The sequence below is a fragment of the Flavobacterium sp. genome (assembly GCF_044377315.1).
GTDB lineage: Bacteria > Bacteroidota > Bacteroidia > Flavobacteriales > Flavobacteriaceae > Flavobacterium.
Window position 1 is genome coordinate 21,542 of the sequence record NZ_JBILJG010000029.1, and the last position, 15,537, is coordinate 37,078.

A 15,537-nucleotide genomic window follows, 5' to 3' on the forward strand; every position below is an offset into this window, starting at 1 on the left:
TAAATAAGAGGCTCTCAAAGATACAAAAGCTATTCTGAAAAAACTATTTTGTATTTGACTATTAAAAAAAAAGTTGTTCAACTGGTTTTTATTAATAAATATCCTAATTTTGCTGAATAATCGATAATCTTTCCAATTATGAGAACCAACTTCTTACTAGTAACTATACTAGTATTTTTTTCTCAGTTGTCAATTGCTCAAGTAGGAATTGGAACAACACTACCTGATCCTTCATCTGAACTTGATGTATCCTCTCCGCTTAATGATAAAGGGGTTTTAATTCCAAGGATGACACAAGCGCAACGAAATCTTATAATATCACCAGCAACAAGTTTATTGATTTATCAAACAGATAATACGCCTGGTTTTTATTACTACAATGGTACAATTTGGGTTGGTTTAACCGCAGGAGCATCAACCGATTGGACTTTATTGGGAAATACTGGAACAACATCTGCAACAAACTTTTTTGGTACGACTGACGATAATGATATTGTTTTTAGACGAAACAATATTCGATCAGGATTTATAGGAAATCCGATAGCAGCTCCACTCACAACATTAAATAGAAGGAATACCTCATTTGGAGCAAACTCACTATTAAATCCAGCAGGTGGTTTTAGAAATACTGCAATTGGAACTAATGTAATGGCAGGAAATACAAGTGGAAATCGAAATGTAGCAGTTGGAGATGCAGCAATGTCATCTAATACAACTGGTCAACAAAATGTTGCTATTGGTGTTGGATCATTATTCAGTAATCAACTAGGAAATAGTAACGTTGCAATTGGTAGAAACGCATTAACATCAACTAATGGCACAACAGGTACGCAGGCATCAAACAATACTGCTGTTGGGATGGTTTCAATGGAATCAAATACAACTGGTGCCTATAACTCAGCATTTGGCAGAGAATCATTATATAGTAACAGTACAGGAGACTATAATGTTGGTGTAGGTTGGAAAGCTGGTTTAGCAAATACAGTTGGAATAAACAACGTTTCGATAGGAAATTCGGCTGGTGTAGCAAGTACAGGTTCAAACAATATAACAATTGGTTCTTTCTCAGAAGTTCCTGTTCTAGCAAACAGTAACCAACTATCTATTGGAAATGTTATTTATGGAAAAAACATGACTTCTACATTTAATGGACTTATTGGAATTGGAGAAAATGACCCAATCTCAAAACTACATGTCAACTCTGGAGGTCCTGATTTAAATGGTATTTATAATGAATATCTACCAAATACAAACACTTCTTCTTTAAGAGCAGGATTTAACAATATTGTTAGTGGTAATACTACAGATGCCATTTTTGGCACCTACAATAATGTGTCTAATAGTGGAACTGGTGCTGTTACTGGTTGGGCAAATCAAATTACTGGTTCTACAGGTAATATTTCTTTAACTGGTAATAATACTGTTATAACAGGTGAATCAGATATTACTGGAAATAATAATCTTCTAACAAACAATAGTACATTAACATCAAGTGTTAGTAGTTATAATTCTAATTTAGCTGGAACTTCTAATGGCACTATTAAAGGAACAAATACATCAATTGATGTTTCAGGAACAGGTAATCACTATGGAAATTACAATTTATTAGCTGGAAATGGAAATACTGTTAGTGGTAGTGGTCATTATGGAACATTTAACTTACTTAATGGAACTGGAACAACCAATAAATATGGAAGTTATAATAGAATAAATACTGCAGCAGGTGGCACTCATTTTGGTGTTTATTCAGAAGTTTTAAAAGCTGGTGCAACTAATTTTGCAGGTTACTTTTTGGGGAATGTTGGAATTGGTACTACTGTTGCAAATACGTATATACTACCAACTTCAAGAGCATCAACTACTGGACAAATCATGCAGAGTAATGCAACTGGTATTGTTACTTGGCAAACACCTGCAGCTGCTTTAAATAGTGCAGCATGGTTAACAACCGGAAATTCTGGGATGGCATCTAATTTTTTAGGAACTACTGATGCGAATCCATTAATTTTTAGCACTTCAAATACTGAGAGAATGAGAATTTATCCTACTGGTGAAATTTTAGTTGGTACAGGAACACCTTTTGCTGATGATAAAGTAACTGTTTTTGCAACTGGTGCATTAGCATATGCAGTCAGTGGATATTCAACTTTAACAGGTTCAGGTATTTTTGGGCAAAATACTGGGACTGGAACTGGAGTTTATGGTAGTAATACATCAACTGGTATTGGTGTTGAAGGAGATAGCACTACTAGTGGTATAGGTGTATTAGGAATTAATGACGGATCAGGGTTTGCGGTGCAAGGAAATAATAGATCAACTGGTTATGGTGTGGCAGGATTTTCAAGTGGTACTAATGGAGCGGTTTATGGGCAAGCAAATGTAGTAAGTGGTATAGGTGTAAGGGGCTCAACTAATGGAGCAGGAGGTTTTGGTGTTTTAGGAATATCTAGTAGTGGAACGGGAAATACCGGTGGTGTTTGGGGCAGAGGAACTGGAACAACAAATGGAACTGGAGTTATTGGAGCAGGAAACACATTATTAGGTATAGTTTCAACTTCTGGAAGTGGTGGATCATTTACCGGTACCTCTTTCGGTACAGTTTCTTTTGGCACTACAAATGCGTCTGGAGTTGGAATCGCTGCATCTGGAAACAGTGTTGGAAACACACTTTTAAATACATTTGGGGCTGGTGGTGCCTTTTCAGCAAACAGATATGGTGTAACAAGCTTTGCAGCTATTACTGGAGCAGCTAATAATGCAACAGACCGTGCAGCATTTTTAGGACAATATACAAGTGTAGGAACTACCATTGATAATGTTCATGTTGGAGCAAGAATTGCTGGTGTTAATTATAAAATTCTAGGTACAGGAGGTGGTTCAGTTGCAACAACAATGCCTACTTCTCAAGGAGAAAGAATAATGTTTGCTCCAGAGGCAACTGAAAACTGGTTCTTTGATATGGGTGAAGTGCAATTAATAAATGGGAAAGCAACGGTAACTTTAGATCCTATTTTTGTTGAAACTATATCTGACTTAAAACCTTTTAAAGTATTTGTTCAAGGAGCAGAAAATACTCTTGGAACAATAAAAGTAACAAGAAATCAAAAAGATAAAACATTTGAACTAGAAGATATGGGTGGTCAAAGCAATGGAGTTGTTCAATTCAGTATATATGCAATATGGAAAGGAAAAGAGAATTTAAGAATGCCTATTTATGATTCTAATCTTAAATATCAATCTAAAACAATGGAAACAAATAATTTAAAACAAAGAACATTTTCAGATGAGGTAATAATTCCAAAAAAAAACAAAAAAAAATAGATAAAATAAATTAACAAAAAAGCGATGAAAATTTTCACCGCTTTTTTTATAAATACTTCTCAAAACTCTTCGTATCAACCCTTGCTTTCAACTCATGCAATAAATTATATAAACCAAAGAAAGTCCTATTGATGTAAAGAAAATGCTTCGAACCTCTGTTACCATTCATTTTTCGTAGTTGTGTGTCTTTTGCAAATTCTTCGCCCATTGTTGCAATAGCTCCAAAGAAATCTTCATCAGAAAAATCAAAAAAATCACCATGAAATGGTTTGGTAAATAAACTTAACAAATCATGAAACAATTTAGTAAAATAAACTATTTCTTCTTTTGAATCATCTTGACGTAATATTTCCAATTCATATAATTTTTCATTAAAAACTTTTGGATTGTCAATTACTTTTGGATCAGCTAATTCAAAATATGGAATATAAAACTCCTCAGGAACTTGCTTGATACAGCCAAAATCTATCGCAACCAAGTTTGAATCTTTATCAATCAAAAAATTACCTGGATGCGGATCGGCATGTACTTGTTTTAAATAATGCATTTGATACATATAAAAATCCCAAAGTGCTTGCCCTATTTTATCGCCTTTCACTCTATCAGAGTTATGTGCAGCAAATTCAGAAAGATGTTCTCCATCAATCCATTCCATTGTTAAAATCTTTTCAGATGACAAAGCTGGATAATAACTTGGAAATCTTAAGTTTTCAATCATTTTGCATTTATCTGAAACTTCAAGGCTTTGTTTTAATTCTAAAACATAATCAGTTTCTTCTAGTAATTTATTTTCTACTTCAATAAAATATTTTTCTGAATCTTTTCCTTTCAGATTAAACATTCTAGTTGCAAAAGGTTTTACCAATGCTAAATCAGAACTAATGCTATCGGCAACACCGGGATATTGAATTTTTACAGCCAATGTTTTACCTTCTTTAGTAGCCTTGTGAACTTGACCAATACTAGCAGCATTTATTGCATCAGGCGTGAAAGTTTCAAAAATTTCTTCGGGAAAATATCCTAAATATTTTTTGAAGGTTTTTCTAACCAAAGGTGCCGATAATGGTGGTACAGAAAATTGAGACAGCGAAAACTTATCCACATATTGTTGTGGCATGATGCTTTTGTCCATACTCAACATTTGAGCAACTTTTAATGCGCTACCTTTCATGTTTTTGAGTCCATCATAAATGTCTTCTGCGTTATTTTCATTTAGTTTATCTTTGGTTAAAGATGGATTTACCATTTTCTCACCATAATAAGCAACATAGTTACCGCCTACTTTGAAACCCGTTTTTACTAATTGACTGGCACGTTCTATTTTCCCGGTTGGAATTTTATCTAATGTTTTCATTAATTAGTTCATTTTTTCTTTCCAAAGAAATTTACCCAAATCAAACAGACTTTCTAGTGGTTTGGTATTTAATAAATCGATAACTGTATTGACTGATTTTTCAATTAATATATCTGTTTTTTCAAATGATTTAGAAGTATCATCCATCCAAAATTTTAGTAAAAACAAAAACTGAATCCATGCACCTTCTGCAAAAATCGGTTTTGTTATTTTAGAAACCTTGTCTTTAATTTCAGAAGATTCAGTATCAATAATTGTTTCAACAAAATCTTTCATGTGACTTCGTATTCCTTTCAACCTTTTAAGATTTTTCAATCCTTCTTTATTTTCATGCAAAGCAAAAAGAACATAACTTCTATTGAGAGTAAGTATTTCAAATAAAGTAAAATACATTGTCAATAGCTTATTTTTATCAGAATAAGTTTCAAACTCTTTTTCTTTTTGAATAGCGACAAGTGTATTTTCAAAAAATTTAACCCAAATTTCTTGTCGTAAAGCATCTAACGAGCCGAAAAAAGTATAAAATTCGGTTTCATCTATTTTAATATCTTTACAAAAAATAAATACATTTTTAGGTTCTTCATTTTTTTCTAAAACCTGATTCATATATTTTTCTACTATAAAGTCATCGTTAATAACTTTCTTTTTAGAAGTTGTTTTTTTAGTAGCTTCCATAATATATATTTTTTTTTTGTAAAATTAATAATTGTTGGAGAATCAATGCTTTGAACTAAACAAAATGTTTTGTTAAATGTTGTTCAAAAAAAATGAAACAAAAAAAGCGTCCAACCTAATGAACGCTTTTTTAAAAACAATATTTTTTCAGAAATTAGTTTCCTTCTTTTTTAGCATCTTCAATCATTTTTTCATTTGCAGTAATTGCAAATTCTACACGACGGTTTTGACTTCTTCCCTCCGGAGTATCATTTGTTGCAATTGGATCGGCAATACCCATTCCTACCATCTTAAATCTTGACATATTTAAACCTTTAGACTCTAAATACTTCTCAACTGTAATAGCTCTTTGTTCAGAAAGTTTTAAATTAAAATCAGCTTTTCCAGTAATATCAGTGTATCCGTAAATAATCATATCAGTATCAGCATAACTCTTAAAAACTGGAACTAGCTTATCTAAATTAGCTTTAGCAGCTGCTGTCAAAGTTGATTTATTGGTGTCAAAACGAACTGCATTTTCACCTAAAACTAGTCTGATTCCTTCCCCAATTCTTTCAACTTGAGCGCCAGGCAAAGCTGTTTCAATTTCACGAGCTTGTTTATCCATTTTGTTTCCAATAACACCGCCGGCTACACCTCCAACTACACCTCCAAGAACAGCTCCCATTTCGGTATTCATTCCTTTTACATTATTACCAATAACCCCACCTAAAACAGCTCCGGCGATAGCTCCTAATGCTGCCCCTCGTTGTGTTTTGTTAGTGTTTTTTACTGATTCACAACTAGTAAAAACTGTGCTAACAGCAAGTATTATAATTAGAGCAATTACTATTATTTTTTTCATATTTTCTTTATTATAAAATTATTTTTTTTCAAACTGATAAACAAGATTTACCCTTTTTTTTCCAACATCTATTCCGTCAAGTAATTGGAAAGAAGTTTCTGTTTGATTAGCTACAGTAAGTATATAACCTTGTTTAACTTTCTTTGCTTTTAATTCTTCATCCAAAAATTTCAATACAAATTTTCCGTCTTTATTGATATACCAACTAATATCAGAAGAATAAGAATTACAACCAGCAGCACTCAATGCCATAGAACCAGCATTATTGTTTGATATAAACCGCCAAGTACTTCCAACAAAACATTTAGAATCAGCTAATTCAAATACTTTAACTTTAATAACTTCAGAACCTGGATAAGTTACAGATGTAATAGTCCAATCACCTTTTATTACTCTTTCAGATTTATTATCAACTTTTGTGCTTGTAACCTGTTGTTTTGGTTTACATCCTACCACAAAAACTGAAAACGCAATTAATAAAATAATTTTTTTCATGTTTAAAATTTTTAATTTTATAAGTTTACAAATATACGAATGATTAAAATAAATGCTCCCAAATCATCGATTAAATATAAGAAAATAACTTTAAACGACAATTTGTCACGTTAACAAAATTGGTATCTTATTTGAATTAATAAAATAAATCAAAATAATTTAAAAAAAAATAATTATGACAACAGGAAAAATTAATGTTTCGGTAGAAAACATCTTTCCCTTAATCAAGAAATTCTTATATAGCGATCATGAAATTTTCTTGCGAGAATTGGTTTCAAACGGGACTGATGCCACATTAAAACTAAAACATCTAACAAGTATTGGCGAAGCAAAAGTTGAATATGGTAATCCAATAATTGAAGTGAAAATTGATAAAGAAGGCAAAAAACTTCATATTATCGACCAAGGATTAGGAATGACAGCTGATGAAGTTGAAAAATACATTAATCAAGTAGCTTTTTCTGGCGCCGAAGAATTTTTAGATAAATATAAAGATTCTGCCAAAGATTCAGGTATTATTGGGCATTTTGGTCTAGGCTTTTACTCTGCATTTATGGTTGCCGAAAAAGTTGAAATTATTACCAAATCATTCAAAGACGAACCAGCAGCGCATTGGACATGTGATGGAAGCCCTGAATTTTCGTTAACTGCTCATGACAAAACTTCTCGTGGAACAGAAATTATTCTCAATATTGCTGAAGATTCATTAGAATTTTTGGAAGAGTTCAAAATAAGAGAATTGTTGAATAAGTATAATAAGTTTATGCCTATTCCAATTAAATTTGGAACAAAAAAAGAAACACTTCCATTGCCAGAAAGTGCTACCGAAGATGTAAAACCAGAAGAAATTGAAGTTGATAATATCATCAATAATCCAAATCCGGCGTGGACAAAACAACCTGTAGATTTGACCGATGAAGATTATAAAAAATTCTACCACGAATTGTATCCAATGCAATTTGAAGAACCTCTTTTTAATATTCATTTGAATGTTGATTATCCATTCAACCTGACAGGAATTTTGTATTTCCCAAAAATGTCAGCTGATTTACAAATGCAAAAAGACAAAATTCAGTTATACCAAAATCAAGTATACGTAACGGATAATGTAGAAGGAATTGTACCAGAATTTTTAGGAATGCTAAAAGGTGTGATTGATTCGCCAGATATTCCGTTAAATGTTTCTCGTTCTGGATTACAAGCTGATAGTAATGTAAAGAAAATTTCAAATTACATTACTCGTAAAGTTGCCGATAAACTAAAAGCATTATTCAACGAAAACCGTGAAGATTTTGAAAAAAAATGGAACGATATTAAAATCGTTTTAGAATACGGAATGCTTTCTGAACCTAAATTCTACGAAAAAGCAGGCGATTTTGTTTTATATCCAACAGTTAATGACAAATACTACACTATAGCTGAATTGAAAGAAGCAATTAATGAAAATCAAACAGATAAAGATGGAAAATTAGTTGTTCTTTATACATCAAACAAAGAAGCACAACACGGTTATATTGAAATTGCCAAAGAAAAAGGATATGAAGTTTTAGTATTAGATTCGCCAATTATTTCGCATTTAATTCAAAAATTGGAAGGCGATAACGAAAAAATGACGTTTACTCGTGTAGATTCTGACCATATTGATAATTTAATCAAAAAAGAAGAAACACAAATCTCTAAACTATCTGACGACGAAAAAGAAAACCTAAAAACGGTTGTCGAAGCAATTGTCCCAAAACCAACGTATTCGGTTCAAATGGAAGCTTTAGATAGTAATGCTGCGCCATTTATCATCACACAACCAGAATTTATGCGTAGAATGAAAGAAATGAGCCAAACTGGCGGTGGCGGCATGTTCGGAATGGGAAATATGCCAGAAATGTACAATCTGGTTGTAAACACCAACTCTGAATTAGCCACAACAATCTTGAAAAACGAAGACAAATCGGCTCAAGAAAGTTTGGTAAAACAAGCATTAGATTTAGCCAAAATCTCTCAAGGATTATTAAAAGGCGAAGAATTGACTGCTTTTGTAAAGAGAAGTTTTGAGTTGATTAAATAGTTGGAAGTTTGATGCTGGAAGCTGGAAGATTTAACCTGTGAGTGAAAACTTGCAGGTTTTTTTATATTTATCAAAAAAAGTGTTTATACAATTTTGAACTTAGTCCTTGGCAAATTTCTGATATCAATACTATAACAAAATATGCTAATAATATAAATTTGAGAAGCTATTTATAGTGCGAGAAGATAATAATTTAGTAACTTCGTACTACCTAAATCAAACTTCGTACCTATCATGACACTCAATATAGAAACTCCTGCGCTACTCTTTTCTGCTACATCGCTAATCCTTCTAGCATACACCAACAGGTTTTTAACAATTGCGCAAATTGTTCGCGGATTAAAAAAAACGTATGATGAAAAAGAAAACAAAAGTATTTTACTAGAAATTAAGAATCTAAACTTGCGACTTACTCTCATAAGATACATGCAACTTTTTGGCGTTTTAAGTTTGTTTTTATCTGTTTTTGCTATGTTAGTTTTGTTTATAGATATGCAGATCATTGGAATTTATTTTTTTGGAGCAAGTTTGTTGTGTCTTCTTATTTCATTAGGAATCTCTTTTTGGGAAATCAGTATTTCGGTTACGGCTTTGCGTGTTCACTTGAGTGATTTGTTAGATTCTAAAAAAGAGTAAAATGGCAATAGAATGGTTATCAATCCTAAAAAGTATACCTGAATTACTGACAGGATTAGGAAGTTTGGTCAAAAACAATCGTGCCACTAAAGACGCTTTGATTCGTGAATTGCGACTGAACATAAAAGCATTTGAAACTGCTAGCAAAACCAAAAAAATTAATTTTGACAAACTAATTGATTTGTTGCACAATGAAGCCATTCAAACTGCTAGAAAAGAACGCTTTACCTTCAACTCCATAAAAGCTGGAAAAATTGAAGAAACCGATATTTATGACAAAAGAAATTTACGCTTTATTGGTAAAGATTGTAACTGGTTATTTAAAAATATTGATGAAAAAATAGAAGATTTACGAATTCAGAAAAACTACTACGATTCGCTTAACAATCTTGAAAAAAGCAATATATCACTTCAGTTTTCTAACTTGTTTTACAAATTGAAATTGTTGGCAGATTATATTCAATAAACAATTAAACCTTTTCAGATTTTCGTAGTCTTACTATTGGTTAGTTAATTTGGAGCAAATCCCGTAGAAAATATTTTTTTGCGGAATTTTCTATTTTTTAGACAAAACTGCCTTAATCATTGGATCTTCTTTCAAGATAATTTCAAAGTATTTCTGTTCGCCATAAAGTTGTCTGGCAAATTCGGCTGTGATGTATCTTTTTACAACTGATTTGTTTTTTTGCAAAGAAAGTTCAACACCGTTTTTTACCAAATAAGTATTGAAATTATTAAAATACAAATCGGTTTTATCTATTTTAGTTAAAAATGCCTGATACGTCAAATCTTTAAATTGACGACGATTACTGTCAATTTGCTCAAAAACAAAATGTCCCGTAATTCCCGATTGCATTAGATACAGAATAGCTTCTTGTTTGTGTTGGGTTTCTATTGGTACGAAAACATCCGGTACAATGCCGCCACCGCCATATACAATTCGTCCTTTTTTGGTTTTAAATTTTAATGTATCGGCTGTTTTTATGCTGTCTTTAGTATATAATTCGCCTTCTCTAAAACGTTTCTCAAATTCGTTGAAATAGGTTTCATTTTCACCTTTTTTATAGTGTTTTTGAATAGAACGTCCACTTGGTGTGTAATATCTTGCAATTGTCAAACGAACAGCAGAACCGTCATCAAAATTCATTTCGCGTTGTACCAATCCTTTTCCAAATGAGCGACGACCAATAATAATTCCTCTGTCATTATCCTGAATAGCACCAGCTAGAATTTCACTTGCAGAAGCACTATTTTCATCAATTAAAATATAAACTTTTCCTTTTTCAAAAAGTCCGTCGGCTGTTGCAAACGTTTTATCGGTATTTCCTTTTTTGGTTTTAGTAAAAACAATTAACTCTTTATCTTTTAGCAAATCATCCGCAATTTCGATAGCTGTTTCAAGATAACCTCCACCATTTTCACGCAAATCGATTATTAAGCTTGTGGCTTTTTGTTGAATTAATTTTTGCAGACCTTCTTTAAATTCAACATCGGTTTTTTCGGCAAAACGGTTTATTTTTATGTAACCCAAGTTAGGTTGAACTAAAACCGCAACATCTACACTTTTTAAAGGCACAATATCTCTATTAACTTTGACTTTGAATTCTCTTTTTTCGGTTTTTCTAAAAACAGTTAACTCAACTGTTGAACCTATTTCGCCTTTAAGCTTGGTAAAAAGTGAATCAGTTGGTAATTTTCTGCCATAAAGTTTATAATTATCAGCATATAAAATTCTATCACCTGCTTTTATGCCAGCTCTTGCCGATGGTCCGTTTTCTATTGGTTGAATAACGGCTACTGTATCGTTAAACATGTAAAAACTAACCCCGATTCCTACAAAATCCCCGCGCATACTTTCGGTTACGGCAACTTGCTCGCTTGGTGGCACGTAAACCGAATGTGGATCGAGTTGTGCCAGAATATTAGTAACTGTTAAATCTACAATAGAATCGGTGTTGACAGCATCAACATATTCATTATCGATAAAACTAATAAGTTTATTGAGTTTGGTTTTATAATTTTTTTGACCCGAATAATTTCTATCAATAGGAAAATCTAAAACACCACCAATAAGAATTCCGATGGCTAAAGCACCGAAAAGTAAGGTTGGAATATGTTTGTTATGGATTCTCATTTATTTAAAATTATACTTTATTCCAAAATTAATTAAATTATTATTTGTTGAATTAGGTTCAATTTCTAAAAAATCACTTTCATCTCTATCATTTCCCCAAATATAGGATTCATATTCACCATAAATAGACATTTTTTTATTTAAAAAATAATTAAACCCTAAACCTGAATTAAAACTTGTAAACGATTTGTCATAATCGGTTTTAGAATTTTGAGAATAGTCATAATTACTTTCTACTTCATTATTCAATGCAATACCAAGTTTAAAATTTCCAGAAAAGTTTTTAACTATTCTATATTCCCATTTTATATTTAAAGGAACTGATATTACAGCACCTTTAAATGTGCCATAAGAAGCACTTTTTATAAATGACAATCCAGTTTTAAAATACTTTACACGAGCTGTTGCACTCCAATGTTTTGCAAAATAATATTCTGCAAGTAAACCGACTTGAAAATAGTTTTTTGGTTCATCAAATGAAAAAGAGGTAATTTTATTATTTCCAATTTCTATACCAAAAAACCAATTGTTTCTTGGATTGACAACAAATTCTTCTGCCTCTTGTGAAAAAATAGTGTTAGAAAAAAAAATAATTATAAATATATTTTTCATAAAAATGATCTTAATCTATTAAACGAAAAATTTAAGTATATATTTCATCAGCTCTAATCTAATTCTTTTATTTGATCTACAATTACACCTGCTTTTACTAGAAAATCAATTCCAGAAGTATCACGATAGCCGTTTTGGTACACAACACGTTTTATGCCAGACTGGTGAATAAGTTTACTGCATTCTTTGCATGGAGAAAGAGTTATATACAAAGTAGCTTGATCACACGATTGTGTTGAATTGGCAACTTTAGAAATGGCATTAGCTTCGGCGTGAAGTACATACCATTTGGTCAAACCTTCTTCATCTTCGCAGCAGTTTTCAAAACCAGAAGGTGTTCCGTTATAACCATCAGAAATGATCATCCTATCTCTAACTATTATGGCCCCAACTTGCTTGCGATTGCAATAAGAAAGTTTGCTCCATTCGGATGCCATTCGTAAATAGGCTTTGTCGTATTTGGCTTGTTTTTTTTCTATCATAGTGTTTTGAAAAATTGATTTATGTTCAAATGGTTTACTGTAATGCATTGATTGTAGTGAAAATCACTTTAAATCTTTTAAGTTAATAGATTAGAAAAGAAAAGCGGCAATTTCCATTACATAATGCCCATCTGAAATAACATCAGTTGTTATAGTAACTTTTTGAACTACAATTCTTTTAATAAAAAATACATCATTGTCTAATTGTGGTAATACATTTTCAATTAGTACGCGTTTTTGATTTTGCATTTTAACTTTTATTTAATGATGTCGAATGTATAAAAAAAAGACAAATTAAAGTAACTTGCATTAAAAATTTTATTGAAATGTCAAAAAATAAAGAGATACAAGCCCAAACATTGAAAATTCCGAAGGTAATACTGATTACAGCTAAACTATTAGAGGTAATTTCAACAAAATTAGCAACAAACTTTGCAGCAAAATTATTCACTACACCAATAAAACATAAAATTCCGAAACGTGAATTTCATATGGACAAAGAAAGTATTCAAGAAATAGTTCTCGTTCCTAGAATAAATAAAGAAATTGTAGTTTATCATTATGGGAAAAGTGAAAAAAAAATTTTATTAGTTCACGGTTGGTCTGGCAGAGGAACTCAATTAGTTAAGATTGCAGATGAGTTATTGAATTTGGGGTATTCAACAATAAGTTTTGATGCGCCTGCTCACGGAAAATCTAAAGGAAATTCCTCAATAATGATTGATTTTATTGCTTCTATTTTGGAATTAGAAAAACAATTCGGACCGTTAGAACACGCAATTGGTCATTCACTTGGCGGTATGTCTATTTTGAATGCAATTAGAGAAAATCTGAAAATTAAAAAAGCTGTAATCATTGGGAGTGGCGATATTATTCAAGATATTATTGATGATTTCATTATGAAATTAAAATTGAAAAAAGAAATTGGAATCAAATTAAGAGATCATTTCGAGGAAAAATATCGAGTAGAAATGAATTATTATTCTGCTTCAAATGCTGCTAAAGAAGTTTCTATTCCTGTTTTAATAATTCACGATGAAAATGATTTAGACGTTAATGTCAAAGCAGCATATCACATCCACGAGCATCTAAAAAACAGTAAAATCATAATAACGAAAGAGTTAGGTCATCGTAAAATTTTAGGAAATACCGAAGTAATAAAAAGAATTGATGAATTTATAAAAAAATAATTATGAAATTGTTTAAAAAAAACAATGACCCTCAAAAAAAAATGTGAAAAAATTGGAATGTTTATTACATTTTTAGGAAGAAAAATTTGCTGGCCTACTAATCCAAAATGTATAATACCCAATTAAAGGATCAAGTCTAAAAGTTGTGGGGAAATATTAAAAAGTTGATTTTTGTGTTTTAAAAATCTAAAGAAATGCAAGATTCATATAGCGAACTTATCAAATTATTATTACCCGAAATTATTGTTGAATACTTCGAATTAACTTCCTATAAAAAAGCAGAAGAAATACTTCATCTTTACTTAAAAGAGGTTAATTCTATTCCTAAAGAATATCGTCAAGATAAGTTAAGCTCCAAAGGCTTCTTTGATGAGATAACCGTTCAAGATTTTCCAATTCGTGGACATCAAGTATATCTTCATATCACTCGCAGGAGATGGCTCAACGAAAATACTGGACAAGTTGTTTTTAGAGATTGGAATTTAGTAGCAGACGGAACTCGGATAACACAAGAGTTTGCGTCTTTTTTAAAAGAGATCAATAGATTCCAAGCCTAATGACTGCAAAGCAATTGCTTCTTTTTATGGTGTAAGTGGTAAAAATCTACAACATCAGTACAAGGATTTCTTAAGTGATTTTAAAATATGGAATCAAAAACCACATGCAAAAGATTGGCTTATTTTTCCCGAAAATATAGGTAAACGTCTATCAATAGACGAAACCTCCTTATCCAATGGTGAACTCTATACCGTTTTAACCAACAATAGTGCTAAAGGCAGAAAAGGAACTATAGTGGCAATGGTTGCTGGAACAAAAGCTGAGACAGTAATTGCAATCATTGAAAAAATACCTCTCAAACAACGAAATCTGGTCAAAGAAATCACCTTGGACATGGCAGGAAATATGGGGTTAATCGCCAAGAAATGTTTTCCAAATACAACGCGTGTTACTGATCGTTTTCACGTTCAAAAACTAGCCACGGAAGCCCTGCAAGAAATCCGAATCAAATACAGATGGCAAGCCATAGACCAAGAAAACGAGGCTATAGAAAAAGCCAAGAAAAGTAAGAAAAAGTTCGAAGCCGAAGTTTTGAGCAATGGAGATACTCTCAAGCAATTACTGGCTAGAAGTCGTTATTTCTTGTACAAAAACAAATCAAAATGGTCGTCAAACCAAATAGAGCGCGCTAATTTATTGTTTGAATTGTATCCCGATATTCAAAAAGCATACAATCTAACACAAGACCTGCGCAACATCTTTGAAAAAACAACAGATAAGGTAATAGGCTTTGCTAGATTGGCCAAATGGCACGAAAAAGTAAATCAATCTGGGTTTAAGTCCTTCAATACAATATCAAGAACAATAATAAATCACTATCAAACCATATTGAACTATTTCGATAACAGAAGTACTAATGCTTCGGCAGAATCATTTAATGCAAAAATAAAAGCTTTTAGATCCCAATTCAGAGGTGTAAGAAATATAGAACTCTTCCTTTTTAGACTAACAAATATTTATGCTTAAATTTTGTTGCTCCACAGGTTTTAGGATTGATCCGTTTTAGGATTGATCCCCACAAATTGCAGTACCATCTGCGCAGGCGGGCTTAACTTCTCTGTTCGACAATCTTTAATTAATTTTTTCTAAAAATTTTTAGCAACAAAAAAACCCTATCCGATTTGGATAGGGTTTTCTAAAAAAAGGCGGCGACATACTCTCCCACAAATTGCAG

At 31.8% G+C, this 15,537-nt stretch carries 15 protein-coding genes; 7 read left to right on the top strand and 8 right to left on the bottom strand.

Annotation, left to right across the window (positions count from 1 at the left end):
- Positions 1–138 precede the first annotated feature (138 nt).
- The gene (locus ACIQ66_RS09560; protein ID WP_396212578.1) at positions 139–3,321 is read left to right on the top strand and encodes a beta strand repeat-containing protein; all 3,183 of its coding nucleotides are present in this window, start codon (positions 139–141) and stop codon (positions 3,319–3,321) included.
- Positions 3,322–3,367: 46 nt separating this feature from the next.
- Here the strand turns inward: ACIQ66_RS09560 and ACIQ66_RS09565 are convergent, their stop codons facing one another.
- The 4 genes from ACIQ66_RS09565 to ACIQ66_RS09580 all read right to left on the bottom strand — a co-directional run bounded on the left by ACIQ66_RS09565 (position 3,368) and on the right by ACIQ66_RS09580 (position 6,689).
- The gene (locus ACIQ66_RS09565) at positions 3,368–4,675 is read right to left on the bottom strand and encodes an ABC1 kinase family protein (protein ID WP_396212579.1); all 1,308 of its coding nucleotides are present in this window, start codon (positions 4,673–4,675) and stop codon (positions 3,368–3,370) included.
- 3 nt (positions 4,676–4,678) lie between these two features.
- Entirely contained in the window at positions 4,679–5,350 is a 672-nt protein-coding gene (locus ACIQ66_RS09570) for a TetR family transcriptional regulator C-terminal domain-containing protein (RefSeq protein WP_396212580.1), read from the bottom strand.
- A gap of 154 nt (positions 5,351–5,504) precedes the next feature.
- Positions 5,505–6,194: an OmpA family protein gene (locus ACIQ66_RS09575; protein WP_396212581.1), complete on the bottom strand. Its 690-nt coding sequence runs from the start codon at positions 6,192–6,194 to the stop codon at positions 5,505–5,507.
- Between the two features lie 18 nt (positions 6,195–6,212).
- A complete protein-coding gene (locus tag ACIQ66_RS09580; protein ID WP_396212582.1) occupies positions 6,213–6,689 on the bottom strand; it encodes a lipocalin family protein in 477 nt (158 codons plus the stop codon).
- A gap of 175 nt (positions 6,690–6,864) precedes the next feature.
- Between ACIQ66_RS09580 and htpG the strand changes: the two genes are divergently transcribed.
- From htpG to ACIQ66_RS09595, 3 genes are all read left to right on the top strand, one after another.
- Complete coding sequence (gene htpG / locus ACIQ66_RS09585) at positions 6,865–8,751, top strand: molecular chaperone HtpG (protein ID WP_396212583.1); 1,887 nt, start codon at positions 6,865–6,867, stop codon at positions 8,749–8,751.
- A gap of 234 nt (positions 8,752–8,985) precedes the next feature.
- Positions 8,986–9,387 carry a DUF2721 domain-containing protein gene (locus tag ACIQ66_RS09590; protein ID WP_396212584.1) on the top strand — a complete coding sequence of 134 codons (402 nt, stop codon included), beginning with the start codon at positions 8,986–8,988 and terminating at the stop codon, positions 9,385–9,387.
- A gap of 1 nt (position 9,388) precedes the next feature.
- Positions 9,389–9,853, top strand: coding sequence for a hypothetical protein (locus ACIQ66_RS09595; protein WP_396212585.1), 465 nt, complete (start codon positions 9,389–9,391; stop codon positions 9,851–9,853).
- Positions 9,854–9,943: 90 nt separating this feature from the next.
- Here ACIQ66_RS09595 and ACIQ66_RS09600 read toward each other — a convergent pair whose 3' ends face one another.
- The 4 genes from ACIQ66_RS09600 to ACIQ66_RS09615 all read right to left on the bottom strand — a co-directional run bounded on the left by ACIQ66_RS09600 (position 9,944) and on the right by ACIQ66_RS09615 (position 12,864).
- The gene (locus ACIQ66_RS09600) at positions 9,944–11,521 is read right to left on the bottom strand and encodes a S41 family peptidase (RefSeq protein ID WP_396212586.1); all 1,578 of its coding nucleotides are present in this window, start codon (positions 11,519–11,521) and stop codon (positions 9,944–9,946) included.
- Positions 11,522–12,133: an outer membrane beta-barrel protein gene (locus ACIQ66_RS09605; protein WP_396212587.1), complete on the bottom strand. Its 612-nt coding sequence runs from the start codon at positions 12,131–12,133 to the stop codon at positions 11,522–11,524. It abuts the gene before it with no gap.
- A gap of 53 nt (positions 12,134–12,186) precedes the next feature.
- A complete protein-coding gene (locus ACIQ66_RS09610) occupies positions 12,187–12,615 on the bottom strand; it encodes a deoxycytidylate deaminase (RefSeq protein WP_396212588.1) in 429 nt (142 codons plus the stop codon).
- Between the two features lie 90 nt (positions 12,616–12,705).
- The gene (locus ACIQ66_RS09615; RefSeq protein ID WP_396212589.1) at positions 12,706–12,864 is read right to left on the bottom strand and encodes a maltotransferase domain-containing protein; all 159 of its coding nucleotides are present in this window, start codon (positions 12,862–12,864) and stop codon (positions 12,706–12,708) included.
- 77 nt (positions 12,865–12,941) lie between these two features.
- Between ACIQ66_RS09615 and ACIQ66_RS09620 the strand changes: the two genes are divergently transcribed.
- The 3 genes from ACIQ66_RS09620 (at position 12,942) to ACIQ66_RS09630 (ending at position 15,329) form a co-directional block, all read left to right on the top strand.
- Positions 12,942–13,805, top strand: coding sequence for an alpha/beta hydrolase (locus ACIQ66_RS09620; RefSeq protein WP_396212590.1), 864 nt, complete (start codon positions 12,942–12,944; stop codon positions 13,803–13,805).
- 194 nt (positions 13,806–13,999) lie between these two features.
- Complete coding sequence (locus ACIQ66_RS09625) at positions 14,000–14,362, top strand: transposase (protein ID WP_396212591.1); 363 nt, start codon at positions 14,000–14,002, stop codon at positions 14,360–14,362.
- Positions 14,363–14,375: 13 nt separating this feature from the next.
- Positions 14,376–15,329, top strand: a complete 954-nt coding sequence (locus tag ACIQ66_RS09630) for a transposase (RefSeq protein ID WP_396212592.1) — start codon at positions 14,376–14,378, stop codon at positions 15,327–15,329.
- Positions 15,330–15,537: the final 208 nt, after the last annotated feature.